23 protein-coding genes are annotated in these 24,774 nt (G+C 38.7%); 17 read left to right on the top strand and 6 right to left on the bottom strand.

What is annotated here, in order from left to right:
• Nucleotides 1-42 precede the first annotated feature (42 nt).
• Both H5160_RS01455 and H5160_RS01450 read right to left on the bottom strand, forming a co-directional pair.
• Nucleotides 43-1,227, bottom strand: a complete 1,185-nt coding sequence (locus tag H5160_RS01455) for a DUF1624 domain-containing protein (RefSeq protein ID WP_182736477.1) — start codon at nucleotides 1,225-1,227, stop codon at nucleotides 43-45.
• Nucleotides 1,228-1,376: 149 nt separating this feature from the next.
• Nucleotides 1,377-1,793: an MgtC/SapB family protein gene (locus H5160_RS01450; RefSeq protein ID WP_002960738.1), complete on the bottom strand. Its 417-nt coding sequence runs from the start codon at nucleotides 1,791-1,793 to the stop codon at nucleotides 1,377-1,379.
• 513 nt (nucleotides 1,794-2,306) lie between these two features.
• On the opposite strand from H5160_RS01450, the gene H5160_RS01445 reads away from it, so the two are divergent.
• Nucleotides 2,307-2,681 (top strand): hypothetical protein, encoded by a 375-nt coding sequence (locus H5160_RS01445; RefSeq protein ID WP_008134020.1) that lies wholly within the window; start codon nucleotides 2,307-2,309, stop codon nucleotides 2,679-2,681.
• Here the strand turns inward: H5160_RS01445 and fghA are convergent.
• Nucleotides 2,635-3,477 (bottom strand): S-formylglutathione hydrolase, encoded by an 843-nt coding sequence (fghA, locus tag H5160_RS01440; protein WP_024595630.1) that lies wholly within the window; start codon nucleotides 3,475-3,477, stop codon nucleotides 2,635-2,637. The two genes, H5160_RS01445 and fghA, sit on opposite strands and share 47 nt — an antisense overlap.
• Nucleotides 3,478-3,549: 72 nt before the next feature.
• The gene (locus H5160_RS01435; RefSeq protein WP_002960732.1) at nucleotides 3,550-4,671 is read right to left on the bottom strand and encodes an S-(hydroxymethyl)glutathione dehydrogenase/class III alcohol dehydrogenase; all 1,122 of its coding nucleotides are present in this window, start codon (nucleotides 4,669-4,671) and stop codon (nucleotides 3,550-3,552) included.
• Between the two features lie 134 nt (nucleotides 4,672-4,805).
• On the opposite strand from H5160_RS01435, the gene H5160_RS01430 reads away from it, so the two are divergent.
• The 6 genes from H5160_RS01430 (at nucleotide 4,806) to hflX (ending at nucleotide 11,233) form a co-directional block, all read left to right on the top strand.
• Nucleotides 4,806-5,678 carry a LysR family transcriptional regulator gene (locus H5160_RS01430; RefSeq protein ID WP_182694990.1) on the top strand — a complete coding sequence of 291 codons (873 nt, stop codon included), beginning with the start codon at nucleotides 4,806-4,808 and terminating at the stop codon, nucleotides 5,676-5,678.
• A gap of 147 nt (nucleotides 5,679-5,825) precedes the next feature.
• On the top strand, nucleotides 5,826-7,043 hold the full coding sequence (locus H5160_RS01425; protein WP_182736476.1) for a lipoprotein-releasing ABC transporter permease subunit: 1,218 nt from the start codon (nucleotides 5,826-5,828) through the stop codon (nucleotides 7,041-7,043).
• Nucleotides 7,036-7,734 (top strand): lipoprotein-releasing ABC transporter ATP-binding protein LolD, encoded by a 699-nt coding sequence (gene lolD, locus H5160_RS01420; protein ID WP_007375330.1) that lies wholly within the window; start codon nucleotides 7,036-7,038, stop codon nucleotides 7,732-7,734. Before H5160_RS01425 ends, lolD begins: the two co-directional genes overlap by 8 nt.
• On the top strand, nucleotides 7,724-8,968 hold the full coding sequence (locus tag H5160_RS01415) for a lipoprotein-releasing ABC transporter permease subunit (protein WP_182692978.1): 1,245 nt from the start codon (nucleotides 7,724-7,726) through the stop codon (nucleotides 8,966-8,968). The genes lolD and H5160_RS01415 overlap by 11 nt, the downstream gene beginning before the upstream one ends.
• Nucleotides 8,969-9,085: 117 nt before the next feature.
• Nucleotides 9,086-9,556, top strand: coding sequence for a DUF1456 family protein (locus H5160_RS01410; protein ID WP_182694991.1), 471 nt, complete (start codon nucleotides 9,086-9,088; stop codon nucleotides 9,554-9,556).
• A 327-nt stretch (nucleotides 9,557-9,883) separates the two neighbouring features.
• Nucleotides 9,884-11,233, top strand: coding sequence for a GTPase HflX (hflX, locus tag H5160_RS01405; protein WP_024595635.1), 1,350 nt, complete (start codon nucleotides 9,884-9,886; stop codon nucleotides 11,231-11,233).
• Between the two features lie 142 nt (nucleotides 11,234-11,375).
• On the opposite strand, the gene H5160_RS01400 is transcribed toward hflX, so the two are convergent.
• Both H5160_RS01400 and H5160_RS01395 read right to left on the bottom strand, forming a co-directional pair.
• On the bottom strand, nucleotides 11,376-13,109 hold the full coding sequence (locus H5160_RS01400; RefSeq protein WP_182736475.1) for an AMP-binding protein: 1,734 nt from the start codon (nucleotides 13,107-13,109) through the stop codon (nucleotides 11,376-11,378).
• Nucleotides 13,110-13,294: 185 nt separating this feature from the next.
• A complete protein-coding gene (locus H5160_RS01395; protein WP_024595637.1) occupies nucleotides 13,295-13,741 on the bottom strand; it encodes a DUF3010 family protein in 447 nt (148 codons plus the stop codon).
• Nucleotides 13,742-14,095: 354 nt separating this feature from the next.
• Here H5160_RS01395 and thrS point away from each other — a divergent pair, with 354 nt between their 5' ends.
• The 10 genes from thrS to H5160_RS01345 all read left to right on the top strand — a co-directional run bounded on the left by thrS (nucleotide 14,096) and on the right by H5160_RS01345 (nucleotide 24,691).
• Nucleotides 14,096-16,006: a threonine--tRNA ligase gene (gene thrS, locus H5160_RS01390; RefSeq protein WP_182736474.1), complete on the top strand. Its 1,911-nt coding sequence runs from the start codon at nucleotides 14,096-14,098 to the stop codon at nucleotides 16,004-16,006.
• 59 nt (nucleotides 16,007-16,065) lie between these two features.
• Nucleotides 16,066-16,626 (top strand): translation initiation factor IF-3, encoded by a 561-nt coding sequence (gene infC / locus H5160_RS01385; protein WP_002960714.1) that lies wholly within the window; start codon nucleotides 16,066-16,068, stop codon nucleotides 16,624-16,626.
• 211 nt (nucleotides 16,627-16,837) lie between these two features.
• Complete coding sequence (gene rpmI, locus H5160_RS01380) at nucleotides 16,838-17,038, top strand: 50S ribosomal protein L35 (RefSeq protein ID WP_002960713.1); 201 nt, start codon at nucleotides 16,838-16,840, stop codon at nucleotides 17,036-17,038.
• Nucleotides 17,039-17,053: 15 nt separating this feature from the next.
• Entirely contained in the window at nucleotides 17,054-17,413 is a 360-nt protein-coding gene (gene rplT / locus H5160_RS01375) for a 50S ribosomal protein L20 (RefSeq protein ID WP_002960711.1), read from the top strand.
• Nucleotides 17,414-17,836: 423 nt separating this feature from the next.
• Nucleotides 17,837-19,654 (top strand): M14 family metallopeptidase, encoded by a 1,818-nt coding sequence (locus H5160_RS01370; RefSeq protein WP_182736473.1) that lies wholly within the window; start codon nucleotides 17,837-17,839, stop codon nucleotides 19,652-19,654.
• A gap of 1 nt (nucleotide 19,655) precedes the next feature.
• Complete coding sequence (locus H5160_RS01365) at nucleotides 19,656-20,297, top strand: MBL fold metallo-hydrolase (RefSeq protein ID WP_182694046.1); 642 nt, start codon at nucleotides 19,656-19,658, stop codon at nucleotides 20,295-20,297.
• Nucleotides 20,298-20,403: 106 nt separating this feature from the next.
• Nucleotides 20,404-20,862, top strand: a complete 459-nt coding sequence (locus H5160_RS01360) for an Lrp/AsnC family transcriptional regulator (protein WP_002960703.1) — start codon at nucleotides 20,404-20,406, stop codon at nucleotides 20,860-20,862.
• A 129-nt stretch (nucleotides 20,863-20,991) separates the two neighbouring features.
• Nucleotides 20,992-22,548: a SulP family inorganic anion transporter gene (locus H5160_RS01355; RefSeq protein WP_024596640.1), complete on the top strand. Its 1,557-nt coding sequence runs from the start codon at nucleotides 20,992-20,994 to the stop codon at nucleotides 22,546-22,548.
• A gap of 249 nt (nucleotides 22,549-22,797) precedes the next feature.
• Nucleotides 22,798-23,874, top strand: coding sequence for a sensor histidine kinase (locus H5160_RS01350; protein WP_024596641.1), 1,077 nt, complete (start codon nucleotides 22,798-22,800; stop codon nucleotides 23,872-23,874).
• Nucleotides 23,867-24,691 (top strand): LytTR family DNA-binding domain-containing protein, encoded by an 825-nt coding sequence (locus H5160_RS01345; RefSeq protein ID WP_024596642.1) that lies wholly within the window; start codon nucleotides 23,867-23,869, stop codon nucleotides 24,689-24,691. Before H5160_RS01350 ends, H5160_RS01345 begins: the two co-directional genes overlap by 8 nt.
• Nucleotides 24,692-24,774: the final 83 nt, after the last annotated feature.

Here is a 24,774-nt window from a genome sequence, read left to right as displayed (position 1 = left end):
ATATAAAACCCCGCAAATATTATGCGGGGTTTGTGTTTTTACTTATATATATTTAGCAATTAAGCTATGTTTGTGGCTTCGTTTCCAAACAATGTATCGCTTAGCGAGTAGGGTTGTTAGCCCTATTACAACGGCTATAAATAAAAGTGTTGCTGTGTAACTCATGCCATAACCTTCAGGCAAACCAACGAGAGTATCTGCGTAGGTCATATCGCTAAAATTAAAGCCAAGAATAGGTATAAGTAACCAAGCGATAGCATGTAATAAATACAAATGCACAAGGTATGAAAACATACTTGTTTTACCCAGGACTTGTAAAAAGTTATGCGAAAAATCGGTTTTTAAACCACTTAATGCCTTTAAAGAAATAAGCCCAAGGCCAACTGTAAGTAACATGAACTGAAGCGAAAGCGGATACTTTGTTGGGTTTAGAAACGACATAACAGTGAGTAATGAGCTTGTATGTATAGCAAACTGTGACATGTCACCGTATAAGTTAAACCCACGTAAAATGCCATAAAGCGCAAGGCAAGTAACCCCTAATAACAATGCGTGATTCATCACTTTTTTACTGTATTGTTGCGCTTTGTAATAAACACCAGCGCAATATGCCAATGCCATTAAGCCAACAATAGGGGCAACTGGGTAGGTTGTTCTAATTTGAAAATCAAAAGGGAGATCAAGTACATTTTTTTGATGTGCAATAGACCAAGCAGTATGTGCAAATGTATTAGGCTCAAAGCTTGTTCCATCAAATAAATTATGCCCAAACACGAGTAATAAGCCTGCTACAAAAATGGCATAAATGCCCAGGAAACGCAGCAGTCCTAAAATAACAAAGCCCCAGCCGATAGCCCAAATAACTTGTGCGTATAGCATTGGGTATAATGGGTTAAAGCTCCAAGACCACGAAACAATAGTAAATTCAAACAAAATTAGCACTAAACCACGAATAATCAAGCTCTGTGAAAATGCTTTAGTGGATACATATTTATGCTCTGTTATTGCCGCAGATAGACCTGCTAAGAATACGAAGAGTGGTGCGCAAAAGTGAGAAACAAAACGCGTAAAAAAGGTAACGGGATCAGTCCCTGGAATAGTCATCGGATCGGTAACTGAGTAATTAAGGCAATAATACATACCATGGTCAATAACCATAAATATAATTATAATGCCCCGTAATATATCAATATGATGTAAGCGGTTATCGGTTGAAGGTAGCGGCATAAGAGAGCTATATAGAGTGATTTAAAACTGTATTTATTATATGTTATATTGTATCAAATTGAAATCGTGTATTTATATTTTGCCAGTGATTATACACACGTAATACGACCAATATTTGCTCGCATTACTTGTAATGATACAGCTAATTATCACTTAAACTTTTTTACATACCTTAGCGTTATAAAATTAATAATGGCGAGCAAAATGGCTATTTCGTAACGGCTATAAGCTACAGCTATACCAATTAAGCCCATATTCCAAATACTGGCTGCGGTTGCTGTACCGGAGGTTGATTTGTTATTTTTCAAAATTGCGCCACCGCCAATAAAACCAATGCCAGTAATGATGCCTTGCAACATTTTAGATTGAGCTTCTGCGCCATCTAAAACCGACATCGCTATTAATGCATACCCACACGATGCAACAGCAACAAGAGGAAAGGTACGAAGGCCTGCACCATCATGGCTACGCTCTCTGTCGTAAGCCATAGGTAGCGCAAGTAGGTATGCAATACCTAAATGTATTAAGTTATCGATGATTTCATTCCACTGTAAATCAATTTCCATTATTGAGCCTATGCGGGTTAATTTTGTTAATAATAAGCAAACAGTGGGCCATTGCATAAATAACTAATAATCAATGGTTTATTGTAGGAAGCTGAGTTTAATAAAAATTATTGAGGAAACTTTTACATGTTTTTATTACTATTTTACGCGATAGTTAATTTGAACTGAGTTTTAAAGCCCCGTACTCTTTCATCATACCTAAAAGACACCTATGTGAACCTTTTGCCTTTAAATAAAACATTAATCACACCCACTAAACTTGAAAAAACAGCGTTACTATTTTGCGCTGGGTTATCTGTTTTTGCTTTTTTATTTCCTGAACTTCTCACAGAACACTTACAACCTACCATTAATAAAATTTTAGGTTATTTAGGGTCGCCATTTTTTATATTGCAGCTGGTGGGTGTTACAAGAAAGTTTATAAATGATTTTAGGTAGTAATACTTACATTTTTTTACAGAGTTACAATAAAAAACGTATACAATTTAGGTAATATTTTGTTAAGGATGAATGATGAAAACAATTATTGTACTTTTGTTTTTTTATTGCCTTTCTGGCTGTACAGTTGCGGGCGCTATTATTGATGGGCAAGCACAATCTCAGGCGCGTAATGATAAAAATAGTATTAGCCCGGCGCAGTCAACACCTTATAAAAACCCACTAGAGCCAGTACCTACAGATAAAAACGGATTTAACTTTACTGATATGGGATTAAAGATAGATTCGGCTCTTGTTAGCCTAGTTAAAGGGGAAAGCACTACTACGCAAGTATGTAGGCAGGTCACTAAAAGTCTAAAAGAGTGTGTAGAGGTAGAAAAGTCATCTCTACACACTAATGAGTCTAAGCAGTTAAAAACTGATGATGAAATAATAAGTGTTGGTCAATAAAGCTGCTTATAAAAAAGTAGCTATGGTCGTAGCCTGCTTGCATTTCAAGTGTAAGCGGGTAGCCTTTTTTATCTGCAATAGCGACTAAGTTTTCTGGCTTAAGTTGTTCTTGTAAAAAACCATCGGCATCACCTTGACTCACTAACATAGGTAAGTAATTAGCTTGCTCTGCGTTTTTCATCAGCTCGCAGCTGTCGTATTGCTTCCAAAGCGCTTTATCATTTCCTAAATAACCAGTAAATGCTTTTACACCCCAAGGGCATTCAATCGGATTTACAATAGGGCTAAAAGCCGAGGCACTTACAAACGCAGTCGGGTTTTTAAGTGCGACCATTAATGCACCGTGCCCGCCCATAGAATGACCGCTAATTGCTTTTGTGCTTGTTACCGGAAAATGTTGCTCTATCAATGCTGGTAATTCACTAACAACATAATCGTACATATTAAAATGGGTGTTGTAAGGAGCTTGCGTGGCATTTACGTAAAAGCCTGCGCCTTGTGCAAAGTCGTAGCTGTCTTCATTGGGTACGTTTTCGCCACGCGGGCTAGTGTCAGGCGCTACAATAGCAATACCCAGCTCTGCTGCTTTTTTAAATGCACCGGCTTTTTGCATAAAATTTTCGTCGGTACAGGTTAATCCCGATAACCAATAAAGTACCGGTACTTTATTTGCTTCACTTGCGCCAGGTGGTAAAAATACGGCAAAGCGCATAGTGCAATGTGTACTTTGCGAGCTGTGAGTATATTGCTTATGCCAACCGCCAGACACTTTTACACTTGAGATATTTTCTAACATACTTAATCCTTAAAAGCCGTAAACTTAAAAGTATTACGGCTTATTAATAAGCTATTTTACGAATGCAGTTTATTAGTAATGAATGACTGTACGAATACTTTTGCCTTCGTGCATTAAATCAAACGCTTCGTTAATATCTTCAAGGCTCATTGTGTGAGTAATAAAGTCGCTAAGAGCAAATTCACCTGCCATGTAACGCTCAACAATTTCAGGGAGTTGTGAACGGCCTTTAACGCCACCAAATGCACTACCACGCCATACACGCCCAGTTACCAGCTGAAACGGACGGGTTGATATTTCTTGGCCTGCACCTGCCACACCAATAATGACCGACTCACCCCAACCTTTGTGGCAACACTCAAGCGCTGAGCGCATTACGTCAACATTACCGATACATTCAAACGAGTAGTCAACGCCGCCATCTGTCATTTCAACAATAACTTCTTGAATTGGCTTGTCGAAATCTTTTGGGTTAATTAAATCAGTAGCACCTAGTTTTGTAGCTAAATCGAATTTAGTGGTGTTTATATCAACACCGATAATACGACCTGCACCAGCCATTTTTGCGCCAATAATCGCAGACAAACCAATACCGCCTAAGCCAAATATAGCAACAGTGTCGCCAGGCTTTACTTTAGCTGTGTTGGTAACTGCGCCCATGCCCGTTGTTACACCACAGCCTAGTAAGCAAATCTCTTCTAGTGATGCTTCTTTATTTACTTTAGCAAGTGAGATTTCTGGCAATACAGTGTACTCAGAGAAAGTTGATGTACCCATGTAGTGATAAATTGGTTGGCCATCTTTAAAAAAACGTGTAGTGCCGTCTGGCATTAGGCCTTTACCTTGTGTTTCGCGCACGGCTGAACACAGGTTAGTTTTACCTGAAGTACACATTTTACATACGCCACATTCTGCAGTGTATAAAGGAATAACATGATCCCCCACTTCAACACTCGTTACGCCTTCGCCAACTGCATAGACAACACCAGCGCCTTCGTGACCTAAAATAGCAGGAAATATGCCTTCAGGATCTTGTCCTGATAATGTAAATGCATCAGTATGACACACACCTGTAGCGGTAATTTTTACCATAACTTCGCCTTTTTTAGGCATCATCACATCAACTTCTTCAACACTAAGTGGTTGATTAGGACCCCAAGCAATGGCAGCTTTTGATTTAATAAATTCAGACATGTGTTTTATTTCCTTTAACTGGCTATTAAAAAATAATTGTAGACCCAATTTGCTTGGGTGATGGGCTTATTGTATTTGTTTCTCAAATAATGATAATCTCAATTTTATTAAAACACTTTTACAGTATAGTAATAATGGCACGTTGGGATGGAATTGATGAGTTTATAGCGGTTGGTGAAGAGGGCAGCTTTACTGCGGCTGCAAAAATGCTTGGGCTTTCGGTTGCGCATATTAGCCGCCATGTTACGGCGCTTGAGCAACGTTTAAATACCCAGCTTTTAACTCGTACTACTCGTAAAGTGGTTTTAACTAAAGAAGGTGAAGTGTACTTACATCAAATAAAGCACTTACAACACGCTATGGACGAGGCAACTCAAGGCCTTGCTCAGCAACAAAGTACGCCTAAAGGTAAAATAAAGCTCACAGCACCAGTTATGTACGGAGAGAGCTTTATTATGCCCATAGTGCATAATTTTATGAAGGAGCATCCCGAGGTAGAAGTTGTTGCCACACTAAGTAACGAGCAAGAAAACTTATTAGAGGGCGGATTTGATTTAGCCATAAGGTTAGGGCATTTAAAAGATTCGAGCTTAAAAGCGCGTAGGTTAAGTGCGCGGCGTTTTATTATGTGCGCTGCACCGCAGTATTTAACGCGATTTGGTGAGCCGCATACTTTAGGCGAGCTAAACAGCCATGAATGTTTAATTGGGAATAGTAGCTACTGGCGCGTAAACGAAAATGGGCGCGATAAACACATTAAAATAGCAGGGCGGCTACAGTGTAATAGTGGTTGGGCGCTGGTGGATGGCGCAAAAAAGGGGCTCGGTATTGTACAACTCCCAGACTACTACATTGAAAACGAAATTAACTCAGGGCAATTGGTGCCTATTTTAACACCCTATCAACCACAGCAAGAAGGGGTATGGGGCGTATATCCACCAAGGCAGTTTGTGGCGACTAATGTACGGGTATTGCTCGATTATTTAGTTAAAGGGCTGAAAGCTTAATCGCGAATTAATGGTTAAGCATGTATTGCTGTAAATATAGCCAAGTATCAGATTTTTAAATTATTTCTTACATTTTACGCCATACCCAAAGGCACTTTTTTCGTGCTACTATTGCTCAATACTTTTACGATAAGTGTTAAAAATAATATGTTTCAACCGGTTAGCTTATTTATAGGGCTTAGATATAGTCGCTCCTCTAAAGGAAATGCGTTTATATCGTTTATTTCGTTTTTTTCTATTGCCGGTATCGCTATTGGTTTAATGGCATTATTTACGGTAAGCAGTGTAATGAACGGGTTTGAAAATAGCCTAAAAACCAATATGCTTGGACTTATTCCGCATGTTGAAGTTAGCGCAGGTAAACACACTGCCACCCAAATGGGCACCCTTAAAACCGACCTCGAACAATCTCCTTATGTTGATCATGTAAGCTTATATCGCCACGGCGAAGCTATTTTGCAAACGAATAAAGACTTGCACGGCGTTTTACTACAAGGCCTTTATAACGACAGCGGGTCTTTGTATAAAATTACCGATAAAATAGTGCAAGGCGATTGGAAAACTGTATTAAACAAAAATTACAACATTGCTATAAGCCGTTATTTGAGTCGTAAATTAGGCGTTAGCGTGGGTGATAAGCTTCGCGTTATTATGCCTAATGCTTCAACATATACACCTCTTGGGCGAGTACCCAGCCAGCGTTTATTTAAAGTGGCCGCAATATACGAAACCGGATCTGAGATAGATATGGCACTTGCGTTTACAAGTGGCGCTTCACTACAACGGGTATTAAAGCTGGATAAAAACACTGCCCCAAATTTAAGTGTTTCATTGTACGAACCTTTCGAACTAGATGAGTTTATTGAAGCAAGCCAGCGTATTTTACAAGATCATAATTATAGTGATTGGCGCAGTACCCAAGGTACTCTATTTGCAGCCGTTGCTATGGAAAAGCGCATTATGTCTATGTTGCTTGCCCTCATTGTATTGGTGGCTGTATTTAATATTGTATCGGCATTAACCATGATGGTAAGCGAAAAACAAGGTGAAGTGGCCATACTACAAACGTTAGGTTTAACGCCTTCGCAAGTGCAAAAAGTGTTTATGGTGCAAGGCTTATATAACGGCGTAATTGGTACAGCAATAGGCGCATTTTTAGGTGTAATATTTAGTTTATATATAAATGAGCTACTTGCATTAGTGGGCTTAAACTTATTGGCAGGTATAGAGCTTCCGGTAAAATTTGATATTTTGAGTTTAGTAATAATAGCGTTTGCCAGTATTGCTATGAGCTTTTTAGCTACCTTATATCCTGCGCGTAAAGCCGCAAAAGTAAAACCAGCAGAGGTATTACGTTATGAATGATTTAGTAATTAGTTGTGAAAATTTAAGTAAAGTTTATCAAGATGGCAGCAACCAAGTTGAAGTATTAAAAGGTGTTGATTTAGCGCTGCAGCAAGGTGAAATGCTCGCTATTGTAGGGAGTTCTGGCTCTGGTAAAAGTACGCTTTTACACATACTTGGCACATTAGATACCGCAAGCTCAGGTAGCGCTAAAATTAAAAACCAAGAAGTTGCAAAACTTTCGCGAACAGAGCAAGCCGCATTTAGAAACCAAAACTTGGGCTTTATCTATCAATTTCATCACTTATTAATGGAGTTTAGCGCAGTCGAAAACGTGGCTATGCCATTATTAATTAAAGGCTTGAGTGCAAAAGAAGCCAAAGCTCAAGCGCTCGATATGCTCGAAAAAGTAGGCCTTGCACATCGCAGCTCGCATAAACCGTCTGCGCTTTCTGGTGGAGAGCGCCAACGCGTGGCTATTGCCCGTGCACTGGTTACAAAACCTGCGCTTGTGCTTGCTGATGAACCAACCGGTAATTTAGATAAACAAAATGCGATTAAAATTTACGATTTAATTAATGAGCTTAACCAAAGCTTAAACACCAGTTTTGTGGTAGTTACACACGATTTAGAACTTGCCGATAAGCTGGGCAAAATAGCTTATTTAGACGATGGAAAACTAGCTATTAAAGAGTCGCAGCATGTTGCTTAGTGCATTTTTAAGTAAACGTTTTAGAGCCTATTCAGGCCACAAAGATGAAAAAAACGGCTTTGTTAGTTTTATCGCTAAAGCGTCGACTATTGGTATTTTATTAGGTGTCGCGGTTTTAATTGTGGCGCTGTCGGTAATTAATGGTTTTGAGCAGCAACTAGTACATAGATTACTAAGTGTTGTGCCACAGGTTGAATATGTAGCACCAAGTAGACCCATCGCGAATTGGTCGCAAAAAATTGAGGATTTACAAACACAACCGCATGTAACAGGGGCTGCGCCATTTATTGCAGTGAATGGGATGGCGCAATATAAAAGCCAGCTAAAAGCGATAGAAATTCGAGGTGTTGAGCCATCGCTCGAGAGTAATGTATCGGCGGTAAATCAGTTTACCAGTGGTAAATTAGTCAGCCAGCTAGGCCTTGACGATGTAATTTTAGGTAAACAAATAGTAAAACAGTTAGACGCCAAAGTAGGCGATAACATTACATTACTTATTCCGCAAATTAGTCAAAAAGGTCAATCATTATTAGCGCCTAAACGCGTAACACTTAACCTTGCAGGTGTTATAGAAATGGGCGGACCGATTGATAGCACCGCTGCATTTATACATCTTAACAAAGCACAGCAAACATTGGGTTACGATGAAACCCAAGTAACAGGGCTGCGTTTAAGTGTTGATGATGTGTTTTCGGCGCATCAAATAGCGCTAAGAGTGGGCCAAACTATTGACGACTACGTGTATATTTCTAGTTGGTTTAGAACCCAAGGCAGCCTTTATCAAGATATTCAAATGGTGCGTACCATTGTTTATATTGTGGTGTTTTTAATTATAGCGGTGGCCAGTTTTAATATTGTATCGTCCTTGGTGATGGAAGTACGCGAAAAACAAGGCAATATCGCAATTTTAAAAACCATGGGCGCGAAAGACAGTACTATTTTAGCCACCTTTGTAATGCAAGGCTTAATGCAAGCATTTGTAGGCGTGGCATTAGGGACACTAATTGGCGTGGTATTAGCGCTTAATATAAGTGAGCTTTTTACGTGGATAAGCCAATTATTTGGAGCCAATCCGCTTGAGGGCGTTTATTTTATAGAGTTTTTACCAAGTAAATTAGTACTTGAAGACATTGGTATTACAGTGATTGTTACGTTTGTGCTTGCGATACTTGCCACTATTTATCCTGCATGGCAAGCAACGCGCGTAGATCCTGCCAAGGTGCTTGGTAACTAGGTATAAGAAGCTCAGATAAAAATTAATAGGGTGGTATTAGTAAACCTGTTAAACTAGGTGCTTATATAAAATTAAGCAATAACTGCTTGGTTGCTATACCTCACTTTGGGATTTACTTTGACTAATAACGATATTTTACGCCGCATTCGCTACACTTTTAACTTAACTGATACTGCTATGGTCAATGTTTTTGCATCAGCAGAGCATACGGTCACGAAAGAGCAAGTAATTGCATGGTTAACTAAAGAAGGTGAAGAGGCTTTTACCCCAATAAGTGATACTGAGTTTGCAAGCTTTTTAAATGGGTTTATTAATACCCAACGTGGCAAACGCGAAGGTGAGCAACCAGAGCCAGAGAAAAAGCTAAACAACAATATTATCTTTATGAAGCTACGTATTGCTTTAAATATGAAAGCAGAAGATGTTATAGCAACACTTGCACTTGTTGATTTTGATTTAAGTAAGCATGAGTTAAGCGCATTTTCTCGTAAAGTAGATAACAAACATTACCGTGTTTGTAACGATCAAATATTACGTTTGTTTTTAACCGGCGTACAAAAGCAGCATCGTCCAGAAGAGTCTGCTTAGTAACTGGTTTTAGCTAATTAGCTTTTAGTTAATGGGCTTGTGTATGTGCAATGCTACATAAAGCCTATTATCAATGTTAAACCCCAACACTTAATAATTAAATACATTTATAACAACACCAAGTTACTTATTGGTTTACTTGCGTGTAAAAATTATATTGCCCCCGCACAAATAGTTCACAGATTAACGCTAATTTTGGCAAAATAAAGATAATAATTGCATTCGTAAGCTATAACGCTGTAAAGCTCGGTCATAACAGCGTAGGATCAAGTTACTTTCGAATGAAAATTAGGTTTGCACTTTAGGTGCATTAACATATAAAAAATTATGCAACTAACTGCAAAACCATCACTTCCTAATGCGTTACTTATTTCTATTAGTACACCACAATTTAAAGGCGACGAAGCAACAGAATCGCTTGCAGAGCTTGCTCGTTTGGTAACTACATTAGGCTTTAAAGTAGTAGGTACACAATCGCAAAAGCAAAGTTCTACCCAAAAAGTTAATGTACTGGGCTCAGGAAAACTAGCTGAAATAGCACACCTTACCGGCAATAAAGGGATGGTTGAAAACGAGCAAGAAGATGATTTACTTGATGAAGACCCTTTAACCGAAATATCCTCAGAAATTCCATCAAACGATTTAGAGTTTGCATGTGCCGATGTAGTGGTATTTGACTGCGATTTAACGCCTTCTCAACTGCGTAATGTTGAGAACCAATTAGGTGTAGAAGTATTTGATCGCACTGGTATTATCATTGAAATATTTAGCCGTCATGCGCGTACTAAAACAGCAAAATTACAAGTTGAAATTGCTCGCCTTAATTATGTCGCGCCACGGCTTCGTGAAACATCAACAGGTGATAAAGAACGCCAAATGGGTAAAGGTGCGGGTGAAACCACACTTGAGCTAAATCGCCGTAAGGTGCGCGATCAGTTAGCAGAATTAAAGCGCGAACTTGTTAGTGTTCAAGATGTAATGATGGACAGACGTACGCAGCGCTCTGAGCTATTCTCAGTGGCTTTAATTGGTTATACCAATGCGGGCAAGTCATCAATGATGCGCGCAATTACAGGCAGTGATGTGGAAGGCGAAAACAAACTTTTTGCAACGCTAGATACCACTGTTCGCGCGCTGTATCCGATTACCCAGCCTCGTATATTGGTTTCAGATACGGTTGGTTTTATTAAAAAATTACCTCATGATTTGGTTGCTTCATTTCATTCAACGCTCGCTGAGGCACATGATGCGTCGTTACTGTTATATGTTGTAGATGCTTCAGATCCTTCTTTTCGCTCACAACTTGAAGTAGTACATAAAGTACTGGCAGAAGTTGGGGTAGAAGGTAGCAAAAAATTATTAGTACTGAATAAGTCAGACCAATTAAGTACTGATCAACAGCAGTCGCTAATGGATGAGTTTCCTGATGCGATGATGACTTCTACACGTAATCCAGATGATATTAGTAAACTGCACAAATACATTATTGGCATTGCTCAAGAGGACATGATTGAAGAAGAGATTGTTATACCGTACACAGCTAAAGGTATTGTGGGCGAAATTCGATCGAGTATGAGTGTTGTTAAAGAAGAATATGAATACAGCCATATTAAATTAACAGTGCGTTCGAGTGCGATTGATTTAGAACGTTTAAAAAAGAGAATGTTGAATTTATAATAAATTCAGTACATAAAAAGCACAGCCAATTGGCTGTGCTTTTTAGTATTAGTCCTAACATACGTAAATTTAACGCTGCTAGCTCTGAACATAGCTCTGAGATAAATTCCCTACCCAGAGCCTCAGTTACTTAAAGACGAAACTAGGAAAAAGCGTTGTCGCTTAGCTCTTCTTGCATTTGCTCGCGCATTTTAAATTTTTGCAGTTTACCTGTTACTGTCATTGGGTAGTTTTCTACGAAACGGATATGTCGTGGCATTTTAAAGTAGGCTAGTTTGTCTTTTAAAAACTCACGAATTGCTTGCTCATCAAGTACAGCATCTTCTTTTGGTTGGATCCAAGCGCACACTTCTTCGCCATACTTTTCATCGGTTATACCAAATATGGCAGCATCTTGAATGCCAGGGTAGGTGTAAAGTACTTCTTCTATTTCTCGAGGGTAAATGTTTTCGCCGCCGCGAATAATCATATCTTTTATACGCCCAACAATTGTGACAAACCCTTCTGTATCCATGACACCTAAATCGCCAGAGTGCAGCCAACCTTCGTCATCTATAGTGGCTTTTGTTTTAGCTTCGTCATTCCAATAGCAGCGCATTATGCCTGCACCTTTACTACACACTTCGCCAGGTTGACCAATTTTTTGAATGTTACCCAGCTCGTCAATTATTTTAACCTCGGTATGGGCAAGTGCGCGGCCAACCGTTGTTACTTGCCGCTCAATTGAAGAGTCTGTTTCGGTAATGTTGTTTATGGGGCTGCACTCCGTTTGCCCGTAAGCAATCAGTACTTGATGCATGTTCATTTGTGTTTGTACTTTGCGCATTACTTGCTCTGGGCATGTAGAGCCTGCCATTACACCCGTGCGTAAAGTACTTAGATCATAATCGTTAAAATTACTCAGCTCAAGCTCACTAATAAACATAGTAGGTACACCGTGCAGCGCTGTACATCCTTCTTGTTGAACTACATCAAGCGTGGTTTTTGCATCGAACGAATCACTAGGATAAATGGCTGCTGCACCTTTACTAACACACAATAAGCTACCCAATACCATTGCAAAGCAATGATATAACGGGATAGGGATACATAACTTGTCATCGCTCGTAAAGTGCATAGATTCGGCGACGAATAGCGCATTATTTAAAATATTTTTATGAGTGAGCGTTGCGCCTTTTGGGTTGCCTGTTGTGCCTGATGTAAATTGTATATTGATGTCTTGCTCAGCATTTAAGTTTTCACCTATTGCTTTTAATTCAAGCTCATGAGCTGCTGTTGGCAAGTTAATAACATCATTAAAAGAGTGCATACCAGGAGATGCTTCATCGCCAATGCGGATTATATTTTTAAGAGTGGGTAGTGCTTTTAAATTAAGTGTGTCTTTATCGCAAGTTGCAAGTTCTGGCGCTAAACAATTAAGCATTTCTAAGTAATCACTGCCTTTAAAATTTGATGCTGTGATTAGAGTAGAGCATTCAACACTATTTAAAGCATATTGTAATTCGTTAGGACGATAGGCTGGGTTGATGCACACCATTATTGCGCCAATTTTTGCCGTTGCAAATTGGGTTAAGCACCACTCAATATTATTAGGAGACCAAATACCAACGCGCTCACCTGGTTTTACGCCAAGGGCAAGTAACCCCATAGCAAGCTGATTAACTTCTTTTTGAAATTCTTTATACGTTAATCTAATACCTTGGTGATGAACTACAACAGCTAACGCCTCTGGGTTTTTGTCGACAATGAAGTCAAAGTAATCGCCTATAGTTGAATTTGTTAAAGGTGTGCTTTGTATACCTTTAAAGTAGCTTTGAGATAACGGCAAGTGATTTATTTGGTCTACTTCTTTTACCGGGGTAGTGTGTGTGTGCATTGCTCTCTCCATGAAAATGTGTGTGAGTTATGTAAACTACAAAGTTAAAATAAACACATATTGTCGACAAAGAGAAGTGCAGTTAGACTAATGTATTATTAGATTAATAAAAGCTAATACTACTTTTTAGACACAAAAAAACGCGTCTTACAATGTAAGTACGCGTTTTTAAACGAGTAATGAGTTTACATTTCGTCGCTGCGGTATGTTTTTTTCATGATATAAACGTAAGCGTTTACAAAAGCATTTTCTTGGTACTTTTTAAGGCCTGTTTCTTCAAAATCAATAGGGATGGGGTTGCGTTTTAACTGCTCTTTAACTTCCGTTGTAGTAAATAAACGTACATCTAAGTTGTTGATTAATTGAATTGCAGTTTCCATTTTAAAGCCTTTTGCACTGCCAGCAAATTTACCTTTAGGCTGACGCTCACGAATTGCAACAGAATCAATTTGGTAATCTTGCATTAGTTTTGCAAAATCGAATTGAAATTTACGCATTACTTCAGTGTCGTTACCGTTACCTAAGGTAAAGCGTGTTTGGCGCACATCGCGAATATCAAATACGTCATTATCTTTACTTAAAATACAAAGTAGTACATCACTACCGGTAATTTCTACACCACATGTTCTCATGTCTATTCTCTAAAATAACTTAATTACGCAGTATTATACGCAACGCACATTAAAATGCGAGTGTGGGTATAGCTGTAGGCGCGTAATTAATGCATTGATGCTTTTATATTTTAATAAAATGATTTTTTTGCTTTAAAAGCTACATTTTGTGGATAAAACGGGGCGATTTCACCCCTTTAAACTTGTAATTAAATGCGCGGCACGCGACAATATATCTTTGTAGTTGAATAGACTCCTCATCTACATATATTAGTCAATGCTTATTCGTAAAAGCGTTGTCGAGTCATTCTCATTTAATTTATTAAAAATACACGTGATACATTGTAGGTGTCACCACTGTAGCAAGGATTTATAATGCCAGTTATTACTCTTCCAGACGGAAGTCAACGTAGTTTTGAAAACCCTGTAAGCACGCTTGATGTTGCAAACGACATTGGTCCTGGTTTAGCTAAAGCGACCATTGCGGGCCGTGTAAATGGCGACCGTGTTGATGCATGTGATTTAATTAGTGATGACTCTCGTCTTGAGATCATTACCGCTAAAGACGATGACGGCCTTGAAATCATTCGTCACTCTTGTGCTCACTTAATCGGTCATGCAGTTAAGCAACTTTTCCCAGACGCAAAAATGGCAATTGGTCCTACCATTGATAACGGTTTTTACTACGATATCGATATGGAACACTCACTATCACAAGATGATCTTGAAGCAATTGAAAAGCGTATGCTGCAACTTGCAAAAACCAACTACGACGTAGTGAAAAAAACAGTAAGCTGGCAAGAAGCACGCGATACATTTGAAGCGCGTGGCGAAACATACAAAATAGAAATTTTGGACGAAAACATCGCTAAAGATGACCGTCCTGGGTTATATCATCACGAAGAATATGTAGACATGTGTCGTGGACCTCACGTTCCTAACATGAAATTTTGCCAAAACTTTAAAATAATGAAAGTGGCGGGTGCATATTGGCGTGGTGATTCAGAAAACAAAATGCTACAACGCATTTACGGCACCGCGTGGGGCGATAAAAAGCAACTTAAAGCGTATTTAAAGCGCCTTGAAGAAGCTGAAAAACGCGATCACCGTCGTATTGGTAAAGCGCTTGATTTATGGCATTGGCAAGAAGAAGCGCCAGGCATGGTATTTTGGCACAACGATGGTTGGAGCATTTACCGCGAGCTTGAAGAATTTGTACGTGAAAAATTACGCGAATATGAGTACGAAGAAGTAAAAGGTCCAATGATGATGGACCGTTCACTTTGGGAAAAATCAGGTCACTGGGAAAAATATTCAGAAGCAATGTTTACCACTGAGTCTGAAAAACGTGAATACGCAATTAAACCAATGAACTGCCCTGGTCACGTGCAAATCTTTAACCAAGGTTTAAAATCGTACCGTGATTTACCACTTCGTATGGCTGAATTTGGTTGTTGTCACCGTAATGAACCATCAGGTGCACTACACGGTTTAATGCGTGTACGTGGCTTTACACAAGATGACGCTCACATTTTCTGTACTGAAGAGCAGATAATGGACGAAGTGTCAGCGTGTATTAAGATGGTTTATGATACATATGAAACATTCGGATTTGAGAAGATTGTAGTTAAGCTATCTACTCGCCCAGAACAACGCATTGGTGAAGACCATATGTGGGATAAAGCAGAGCTTGCTTTAGCTGATGCACTTAAGCTAAACGATATTGAATTTGATTATCTTCCGGGCGAAGGCGCGTTTTACGGTCCTAAGATTGAATTTACTTTGTACGATTGTTTAGACAGAGCGTGGCAGTGTGGTACAGTGCAATTAGACTTTGCATTACCGGGTCGTTTAGGTGCTACTTATGTAGCAGAAAATAACGAGCGTCGTACACCTGTAATGATACATCGTGCTATCTTAGGTTCTATTGAACGCTTTATTGGCATTTTAACTGAAGAGTACGCTGGTTTATTCCCGACGTGGCTTGCACCAAAGCAAGTGGTAATTATGAATATTACCGATAAACAGGCTCCTTATGTTAAAGAAGCTGTACAAAAATTAAATAAACTTGGAATTAGAGCCGCTGCTGACTTGAGAAATGAGAAGATTGGCTTTAAAATCCGTGAGCATACACTGAAGCGTATTCCATATTTACTTGTTGTTGGCGATAAAGAAGTTGAACAGCAAGAAGTAGCAGTGCGTACTCGCACAGGTGAAGACCTTGGCAAATTTAATGTTGATGATTTTGTAGCTAAAATTAGTGAAGAAATTAAAAATCGACAGTAAAAATCGAGCGTGTAAGGCATTAACAAACAGCCATTTACACGCTTATATTATTGATATTCTTGGAGGAACGTACTATTAGAGGCGGCAAGAAAGGGCAACAAACAGCTCAAAAAAATCGTATTAACGAAGAAATTACAGCGCAAGAAGTTCGTTTAATTGACATTGAAGGCGAACAAGCTGGAATTCAGTCATTACAAGACGCGCAAACTATGGCCGATGCAGCGGGTGTTGATCTTGTTGAGATCAGTCCAAACGCTGAGCCGCCTGTTTGTAGAATCATGGACTACGGTAAGTTCATCTTTGAAAAAAGCAAAGAACTAAAAGAGCAGAAGAAGAAGCAAAAGCAAATCCAGATAAAAGAAATCAAATTCCGTCCTGGTACGGATGAAGGTGATTATCAGGTTAAGCTTCGCAACTTACGTAAGTTCTTAGAAGCTGGTGATAAAGCTAAGATTACTATCCGCTTCCGTGGTCGTGAAATGGCTCACCAAGAAATTGGTATAGAATTATTAAACCGTATCAAAGCCGATTTAGAAGAGCTTGCAGTAGTTGAGTCTTTCCCAAATCGTGTTGAAGGCCGCCAAATGGTTATGATGATGGCGCCTGTTGCTAAAAAATAATTTTTAAGCGATAATACGCACCGAAATTAGCTCAGGTCTGCAAGCAATATGCGAATATTCACCTGAGTTAACCGGTCTTAAAGCAAGATTGCGGCATTTATGTTGGGTCTTCACCGGAACATGGCAGTAAGTTAGGCCTAAAAGTGGAGCTATAGAAATATATCTCACGCCTGCTTACTAATTTAAAAGCAATACAATTGGAGTTATTGCAATGGCTTATAAGCTAAAAAGTCACAGTGGCGCTGCTAAGCGTTTCAAAAAGACTGCTTCTGGCGGTTTCAAGCGTAAACAAGCGCATCTTCGTCATATTCTGACTAAGAAAACTTCTAAGCGTAAGTTACACCTACGTCCTAAGATGATGGTTCATAAAAATGACCATGGTCTAGTTTCACGTATGTTACCGTTCGCTTAATAGGGGTTTTTAGAAATGGCAAGAGTTAAACGCGGCGTTGTCGCACGTGCACGTCACAAAAAAGTTTTAAAACAAGCAAAAGGTTACTACGGAGCACGTTCACGTGTTTACCGCGTAGCTTTCCAGGCTGTTACTAAAGCGGGTCAATACGCTTACCGTGACCGTCGTGCGAAGAAACGTACTTTCCGTCAATTATGGATTGCACGTATCAATGCTGCTTCACGTCAAAATGGTCTGTCTTACAGCCGTTTTATCAATGGTCTTAAAAAGACTTCTGTAGAAATCGATCGTAAGATCCTTGCAGATATCGCTGTTTACGACCAAGTTGCATTCGCAGCGCTTGTAGAAAAAGCAAAAGAAGGCCTAGCCGCTTAAGCTTTTTTATATAAGTATTAAAAAGGAGCCTATGGCTCCTTTTTTTGTGCCTGTAATTTAGTAACTTAAACCAATGATTAATACTAATTCGCTTAATTAAATGATCTATTTTGAGGGCGGAAAAACGTGTTGATAGCTAGGCAAAAATTCGCTATTTAGTTGTTCTCGGCAATTGCTCCTGCATCCATGCAGTCGTAAATGAGAGTTTTTTAACGCAGGTAGCGACATGTTTAGCCCCGCAAAATGATTAAGTATTATTGCGCATTGGTATAATACTTAATAAGGTTATAAAGCCTAAAAAAACAGGTGTGAATGATTGAAATGTATTTTGCTGCATTTTTTTGTTGAATCACCGCAGTTTCCTCATTATAAAAAATTTAGTTGATATAATTTATATAATTAAGGCGTTTGTTAGAGAATTATATGTTTACAAGTTTACTAATTTTATCTGCAAGTGTGGCGTATGACGCACACTTACCTCCACTCATTGAGTGGCAGGGGAAAAGCGTAGAGCTTTTACAAAAACAAGGCCCGTTAACTACTGACTTTGAGTTATCTGCAGGTGAAGCGTCGCCCGATTATGCAAATACAATGGCATTTGTAGATAGGTTAGTTGCTGCAAACCCTACTCAGTTTCAATCTCAAACCATTGGCTATAGTAATAGTAAACGCGCAATAAAAATGTTGATTGCCAGTGAACAAGGCTTTTTTGAAGCAAGGCAAATGGCTAATAGCACTAAGCCAACTATTTTTATTCAGGCAGGAATACATTCTGGTGAAATAGACGGTAAAGATGCCATGTTTATGTTACTCAGAGATATAGCGACGGGCAAGCGCCGTGACATTTTAAAAAAGGTAAACATATTATTTATTCCTATTTTAAATGTAGATGGCCACGAACGTAGCAGTGCATTCAATCGTATTAATCAAAGGGGCCCTGCAAAAATGGGCTTTAGAACAAATGCTAATAACCTTAATTTAAATCGTGATTTTACTAAATTAGATACCCCAGAAGTTAGAAGTGTTTTAAAGGTTATTAACGACTACAACCCAAATTTATACATTGATGTACACGTTACCGACGGCGCAGATTACCAATACGATGTGACTTATGGTTACAATCCGGTATTTTCGAGCGAATCGCCTGCGGTATCAGATACATTAAACCAGTTTTTTAAACCTCTCATTGACGATACGCTAGCGAAGCAAGGACACACCCCAGGACCACTTGTTTTTGTTATGGACAAGCGCGACTTTAAAAAAGGGTTAGCGGGCTGGGTTGCTACGCCACGTTTTTCAAATGGTTGGGGGGATTTAAAGTCATTGCCGACTATTTTAGTCGAAAATCATTCATTGAAGCCTTACAAGCAACGTGTATTGGGAACTTATGTATTTTTAGATGGTGCTATTACTGCACTATCAAAGCACAGTCATGAATTAGCTAATGCAGTTAAAAAAGAACAAGAATTTGTTCCTAAACAGCTAATAGTAAAGCGTGGCTATGCCAAGCAAGCTGATACGATTGCGCAGTTTAAAGGCATTGAATATTCATCAAGCATGAATTCACTTTCGGGTCAAAATGAAGTGAAATATTTGGGTAAAGCACATACATATACTGACTTACCTATTTATTGGCAAAAAGATGTACAACATACAGTTGAAGTACCTAAAGCTTTTTTTATTCCGCCTGTATATAGCAACATTATTGAGAAACTAAAGTTACATGGTGTCTCTATTAATAAACTTGAAGGGGCAAACACACAGCCTTTGAAAGTTGCAAAGGTGGCTGACTACACGTTTGATAAAGCACCATTTGAAGGGCGTTTTAGAGTATCAGCAACTTTTGATTACGTCCCTGCTATAAATGTAGATTTAGATGGTTGGTATCAAGTCAATACTCAACAAAAAGCAGGTGAGCTTGCTGTGCATTTATTGCACCCAGAAGCTCCTGATTCATTTTTTGCGTGGGGTGAGTTTAATACTATTTTTCAGCGTACCGAGTACATGGAAAACTATGCGCTAATTCCGTATGTACGCCAAATGCTAAAAGATAACCCAAAGCTTGCGCTTAAGTTTGATGAAAAACTTAAAGATAAATCATTCGCGAGTGACGCAGAAGCTCGATTAAACTGGTTATATGAACAAAGTCCATTTTATGATCAAGCGTACTTAAAGTATCCAATACTTATGTCATTCGAAGAAGAAGTTTTTATTCCAGATCAAAAAAGTAAAGAAATTTAATATGGAAATCATAACTATACCTGTCACTGCCTTTGCACAAAACAGCCGTATTATTTGGTGTAGCGAAACTAAACACGCTGTGGTTATCGACCCAGGTGGCGACACTGATAAAATAATAACGGTCCTTAATGAGCATAAACTAGCATTAAGTGCTATTTGGTTAACGCACGGGCATTTAGATCATGTGGGTGGGGCTGATATTTTACGAAATCAATTTAACGTACAAATTATTGGTCCACAAAAAGATGAGTACTTTTGGTTTGAAAACTTACCTATGCAAGCACAGATGTTTGGATTTAAACCCATTGAACCGTTTTATCCGGATATTTGGCTAAACCATAATGACACCGTGAGCGTAGGTAAACTTAGCTTTTTAGTGAAACATTGCCCGGGGCATACACCCGGTCATATAGTGTTTTACCAACCAGACTATGAGTGCGTTATTGTCGGTGACGTTATTTTTAAAGGCTCAGTAGGGCGCACTGACTTTCCTAAGGGGAACAGTGAACAACTTATAGAGTCGATTAAGACGCATATTTTAACCTTACCTGATAATACTAAAATATTGGCAGGACATGGTAGCGACACTACGGTGGGGTTTGAAAAGAAAACAAATCCTTTTGTAAGTGGTAAGTTTGGTTAAGTTGCTTATTTTAGGTTTACAAACTGCATAAACATTAAAAATAAGCAGACTGCGTTTTAAAATGGTTGTATAATTTAACCAGTTTATTTGATAAATAAGAAATAAAATGTCTCTAAATCACGTAGATCGCCAAATATTGGCACTTTTACAACAAGATGCTAGTTTATCAACCGCAGAAATTGCAGATAAAGTAGGCTTGTCTCAATCTCCATGCTGGCGTCGAATCGCTAAGCTAGAGCAAGATGGTTATATAAAAAGCAAAGTGGCTCTTTTAGATGAGAAAAAACTTGGCTTTGATATGCTTGTATATGCACATGTGCGTTTATCAAATCACGGTAAAAAGAATCTTGCTGAGTTTGAAAAGCTGATCATGAGCTACGACGAGGTAACAGAGTGTTACACTATGGCTGGTACCATGGACTTTATGCTACGCATAATTTCACAAGGCATAGAAGGGTATGAGCATTTTGTGCGCGATAATTTACTAAGCTTAGAATACGTCCAAGAAGTACATTCTAATGTAACAATGACATGTGTAAAACGCAGTACTTCCCTTCCTTTGTAAAAGCACTTCTTTTAAAAGCTAAACCATTTTTAGTTTAGTTTAACCACATAATGATAATTGTTAACGGAGCGCTAATTTGGTAGAATTTAGCGCTTTTTTTGATACCCATTACACCATTTGAGGACCTCAATGTTTAACTTACTCAGTAGGGCGCCTAGCTCTGCTAAAAACGATATTCTATCTGGATTAACTGTGGCGTTAGCCTTAGTCCCAGAAGCAGTTGCGTTTGCCTTTGTTGCAAATGTAGAACCTTTGGTTGGTCTATATGCCGCGTTTATCGTTGGTTTAATTACGGCTATTTTTGGTGGTCGCCCTGGTATGATTTCAGGTGCAACCGGTGCACTAGCTGTTGTCATGGTAAGTTTAGTGCTTGATCACGGTGTTGAGTATCTATTTGCAACTGTGTTGCTGATGGGAATACTGCAAATTCTCGCGGGTGTATTTAAGCTCGGTAAGTTTATCCGTATGGTTCCTCATCCGGTAATGCTTGGTTTTGTAAACGGGTTAGCAATTGTTATATTTTTAGCTCAGCTAGGGCAGTTTAAAGTGCCAGATGGTATGGGCGGACAAGAATGGATGACAGGTAATCCATTATTTATCATGCTTGGCTTAGTTGCATTAACCATGGCAATAATCCACTTTTTGCCAAAATTGACTACAGCAGTGCCTTCATCTCTAGTTGCTATTGTAACTGTAACTGGATTAGTGATTGGATTTGATTTAGAAGCGCATACAGTATTAGATTTCTTAAAAGGAATGACTGGAGACGAAGCTGCAACAATCGCTGGCGGCTTGCCTGAATTTCATATTCCTATGGTGCCGTTTACTTTCGAAACGCTACAAATTATTTTTCCTTATGCACTTATTTTAGCGGCTATTGGTTTAATTGAATCATTATTAACGCTTAGCTTAATTGATGAGATTACAGAAACCCGTGGTCATAGTAATAAAGAATGTATTGGTCAAGGTGCTGCAAATATTACCTGCGGTATGTTTGGTGCAATGGGTGGTTGTGCAATGATTGGTCAATCAATGATCAATATAAATTCAGGTGGTCGCTCTCGTTTATCAGGTATAAGCGCTGCACTTATGCTACTTGGTTTTATTATTTTTGCCTCTAGCTTAATTGAAATGATCCCATTAGCTGCACTTGTTGGTGTTATGTTTATGGTAGTACTTGGTACATTTGAATGGGCAAGCTTTAAAATGATGAAGCGCGTACCATTATCTGATGCATTTGTAATTGTTCTTGTGTCGGGCGTGACGGTTATTACTGATTTAGCGATTGCTGTATGTGTGGGTGTTATTGTATCGGCTCTAGTATTTGCTTGGCAGCATGCGAAGCAGATATATACAACTAACTACATTGATCAGGAAGGCGCTAAGGTGTACGAACTACATGGTCCGTTATTCTTTGGCTCTGTTAAAAACTTTTCTGAGTTATTCGATGTGAAAAATGATCCTAAAAATGTGATTGTTGAATTTAAACACAGCCGCGTATCTGACCACAGTGCAATAGAAGCAATTGATACACTTGCTGACAAATACACAAAAGCAGGTAAACAACTTCATTTACGTCACTTAAGTAAAGACTGTACGCAGTTGCTTCATAAAGCACGAGATTTAGTTGAAGTGAATGTGATTGAAGATCCAACCTACAAAGTAGCATCAGATAAACTAGCTTAATTTACACAAGGCTATTGATATTTAAAAAGCGGAAGGCGGATAACCTTTCGCTTTTTTAGTGTCTCGACTATTTGTTTGCGGTAAGACTCTTAAAAAGCAAGGCAAGCTGTAGTGCTATGCAAACTCATAAATCTATATAATAAGACTACCTAATTTTGTGAAAATTAGCCCTACATAGGTAAAAATAATAAAAATAACAAACGCCTATTTTATGGAATTAGCTTTAACCATACGGAGTAAACATCTATTTTGAACTGGCAATCTTTAGTCGATAACAGGCAACGTTTTTTTTGGCTTTTGCAAATCGCGGGCTGGATTGGTTACGCGTTAGTAAATTATATCGGCTCTAAAGTATTTGAAATGCGTGATATATATGTATTTGTTATTTTATTGAATGCTTACGCTGGTTGTTTGATGACAGTGCCGCTTAGGTATATTTACCGTAAAATTTGGAATGCCTCGCCCTGGGTGTTAATGATTGTAGTATTTGGTGCCTCTTATATAACGGGCACTCTATGGGCTGTCGTTCAAAAATTCAATCTATGGGAAATATACCGCCATGGTTATAGACCAGAGGAGTGGTTTTATTACCTGCAGCAAGGTTTAGATTCGGTTTATATTATTTTATGTTGGAGTGGTTTGTACTTTGGCGTTAAATATTATCAGTTATTACAAAGTGAGCGACAAAAAGCGTTAAAGGCCACAACGATGGCACACGAAGCGCAACTAAAAATGCTCAGGTATCAGCTCAACCCCCATTTTCTATTCAATACACTTAACGCTATTTCTACTTTAATTTTGGTTAAAGAAAACAAAGATGCTAACTTAATGGTAGCAAGGTTAAGTGACTTTTTACGTTACACACTTAATACCGATCCAATTAAAAAAGTACCGCTTGAGCAAGAGCTACATGCTCTCATGCTTTATTTAGAAATAGAGCGCGTCCGTTTTGATGAGCGATTGAAAGTAAATGTAGATATTAGCGAGCAAGCAAAAGAGGCTTTAGTACCGAGCTTAATTTTGCAACCAATTATAGAAAACGCGATTAAATATGCCATTGCCCATCTGACAGAAGGTGGTGTAATTGATATTAAAGCACAAGTATTTGCGAATGAATTATTACTAGAAGTGGGTGACAACGGCCCAGGCACTGAAATACTTGATGGCCAATTAGTTAACGCTCAAGGTGTAGGTGTTGCTAACACCAAAGATAGATTAAAAACGTTGTATGAAAATAATTATTCGTTTGTATTATCACATAATACGCCAAGTGGATTAAAAGTTAATCTGCGAGTACCTTTTGAGAAGGCTGTGAAAAATGACTAAAATAAAAACACTCATTGTTGATGATGAACCGTTAGCGCGAAAAGGTTTAGCGGTAAGACTTGAAGAATATTCTGATATTGAAGTAATTAAATTGTGTAGTTCAGGCGCTGATGCAATTGAAATGTGCCAAAGCGAGAAAATCGATTTGGTTTTTTTAGATATTCAGATGCCAGGTATGAATGGCTTTGAGGTGGCAAGAGCGCTTAGCGAAAGTACAAAAGTACTACCTGCTATTGTATTTGTAACTGCTTTTGATCAGTTTGCTGTAAAAGCATTTGAAATTCATGCTCTCGATTACATTTTAAAACCCGTTGATGATAACAGATTAAAACAGGCGGTAGAAAAAGTGCATACTTATTTAAAAACGCAGCAAGACAACGCCCATAAGAAAAAACTAGCGAGTTTTGTAGCCGGTATTACTGGTAATAATTGCGAAGAAATATTAAAAAAATTAGCCACTGGCGATACCTTAACAGATAGACGTTACCCAGAATCGCTTGCAGTAAAAGAGCAGGGTGAAATTATACGGGTACCTGTAGCGACTATCCAATGGGTTGATGCTGCAGGTGACTATATGTGTTTACATTGTGAAGATGGACAAACGCATATACTTCGTAAAACAATGAAAGAGCTTGAGCAAGAGCTAGACCCTCAGTTATTTGTGCGTGTACACCGCAGTGCGATAGTAAACACAAAACAAATTAGTAAGCTGGTTACACAAGTAAGTGGCGAGTATTTATTAGTACTTGAAAACGGACAAGAATTAAAAGTGAGCCGTAGCTATCGAGATAAGGTTAAAGCGGCATTAGCAAGTTAAAGCCAACGCTTTTATTACAGGTACAAAAAATGCGAGCTAAGCTCGCATTTTTTATATTTAGTAATTATACCAATCCGCAACAA

The sequence above is a fragment of the Pseudoalteromonas sp. SG43-4 genome (assembly GCF_014164325.1).
GTDB lineage: Bacteria > Pseudomonadota > Gammaproteobacteria > Enterobacterales > Alteromonadaceae > Pseudoalteromonas > Pseudoalteromonas distincta.
Note: the sequence above shows the minus strand (reverse complement) of the source record. Positions and strands in the feature narration are given on the sequence as shown.

Excerpts from the sequence above, each read along its gene's own strand:
- H5160_RS01365 (WP_182694046.1), top strand. The coding sequence starts at position 19,656 with ATGGAAATCATAACTATACCTGTCACTGCCTTTGCACAAAACAGCCGT.
- lolD (WP_007375330.1), top strand. The coding sequence starts at position 7,036 with ATGAATGATTTAGTAATTAGTTGTGAAAATTTAAGTAAAGTTTATCAA.
- H5160_RS01415 (WP_182692978.1), top strand. The coding sequence starts at position 7,724 with ATGTTGCTTAGTGCATTTTTAAGTAAACGTTTTAGAGCCTATTCAGGC.
- H5160_RS01450 (WP_002960738.1), bottom strand. The coding sequence starts at position 1,793 with ATGGAAATTGATTTACAGTGGAATGAAATCATCGATAACTTAATACAT.
- H5160_RS01345 (WP_024596642.1), top strand. The coding sequence starts at position 23,867 with ATGACTAAAATAAAAACACTCATTGTTGATGATGAACCGTTAGCGCGA.
- H5160_RS01360 (WP_002960703.1), top strand. The coding sequence starts at position 20,404 with ATGTCTCTAAATCACGTAGATCGCCAAATATTGGCACTTTTACAACAA.
- hflX (WP_024595635.1), top strand. The coding sequence starts at position 9,884 with ATGCAACTAACTGCAAAACCATCACTTCCTAATGCGTTACTTATTTCT.
- H5160_RS01435 (WP_002960732.1), bottom strand. The coding sequence starts at position 4,671 with ATGTCTGAATTTATTAAATCAAAAGCTGCCATTGCTTGGGGTCCTAAT.
- H5160_RS01355 (WP_024596640.1), top strand. The coding sequence starts at position 20,992 with ATGTTTAACTTACTCAGTAGGGCGCCTAGCTCTGCTAAAAACGATATT.
- rpmI (WP_002960713.1), top strand. The coding sequence starts at position 16,838 with ATGGCTTATAAGCTAAAAAGTCACAGTGGCGCTGCTAAGCGTTTCAAA.
- H5160_RS01395 (WP_024595637.1), bottom strand. The coding sequence starts at position 13,741 with ATGAGAACATGTGGTGTAGAAATTACCGGTAGTGATGTACTACTTTGT.
- H5160_RS01370 (WP_182736473.1), top strand. The coding sequence starts at position 17,837 with ATGTTTACAAGTTTACTAATTTTATCTGCAAGTGTGGCGTATGACGCA.
- rplT (WP_002960711.1), top strand. The coding sequence starts at position 17,054 with ATGGCAAGAGTTAAACGCGGCGTTGTCGCACGTGCACGTCACAAAAAA.
- H5160_RS01430 (WP_182694990.1), top strand. The coding sequence starts at position 4,806 with ATGGCACGTTGGGATGGAATTGATGAGTTTATAGCGGTTGGTGAAGAG.
- fghA (WP_024595630.1), bottom strand. The coding sequence starts at position 3,477 with ATGTTAGAAAATATCTCAAGTGTAAAAGTGTCTGGCGGTTGGCATAAG.
- H5160_RS01400 (WP_182736475.1), bottom strand. The coding sequence starts at position 13,109 with ATGCACACACACACTACCCCGGTAAAAGAAGTAGACCAAATAAATCAC.
- H5160_RS01425 (WP_182736476.1), top strand. The coding sequence starts at position 5,826 with ATGTTTCAACCGGTTAGCTTATTTATAGGGCTTAGATATAGTCGCTCC.
- H5160_RS01455 (WP_182736477.1), bottom strand. The coding sequence starts at position 1,227 with ATGCCGCTACCTTCAACCGATAACCGCTTACATCATATTGATATATTA.
- H5160_RS01445 (WP_008134020.1), top strand. The coding sequence starts at position 2,307 with ATGAAAACAATTATTGTACTTTTGTTTTTTTATTGCCTTTCTGGCTGT.
- thrS (WP_182736474.1), top strand. The coding sequence starts at position 14,096 with ATGCCAGTTATTACTCTTCCAGACGGAAGTCAACGTAGTTTTGAAAAC.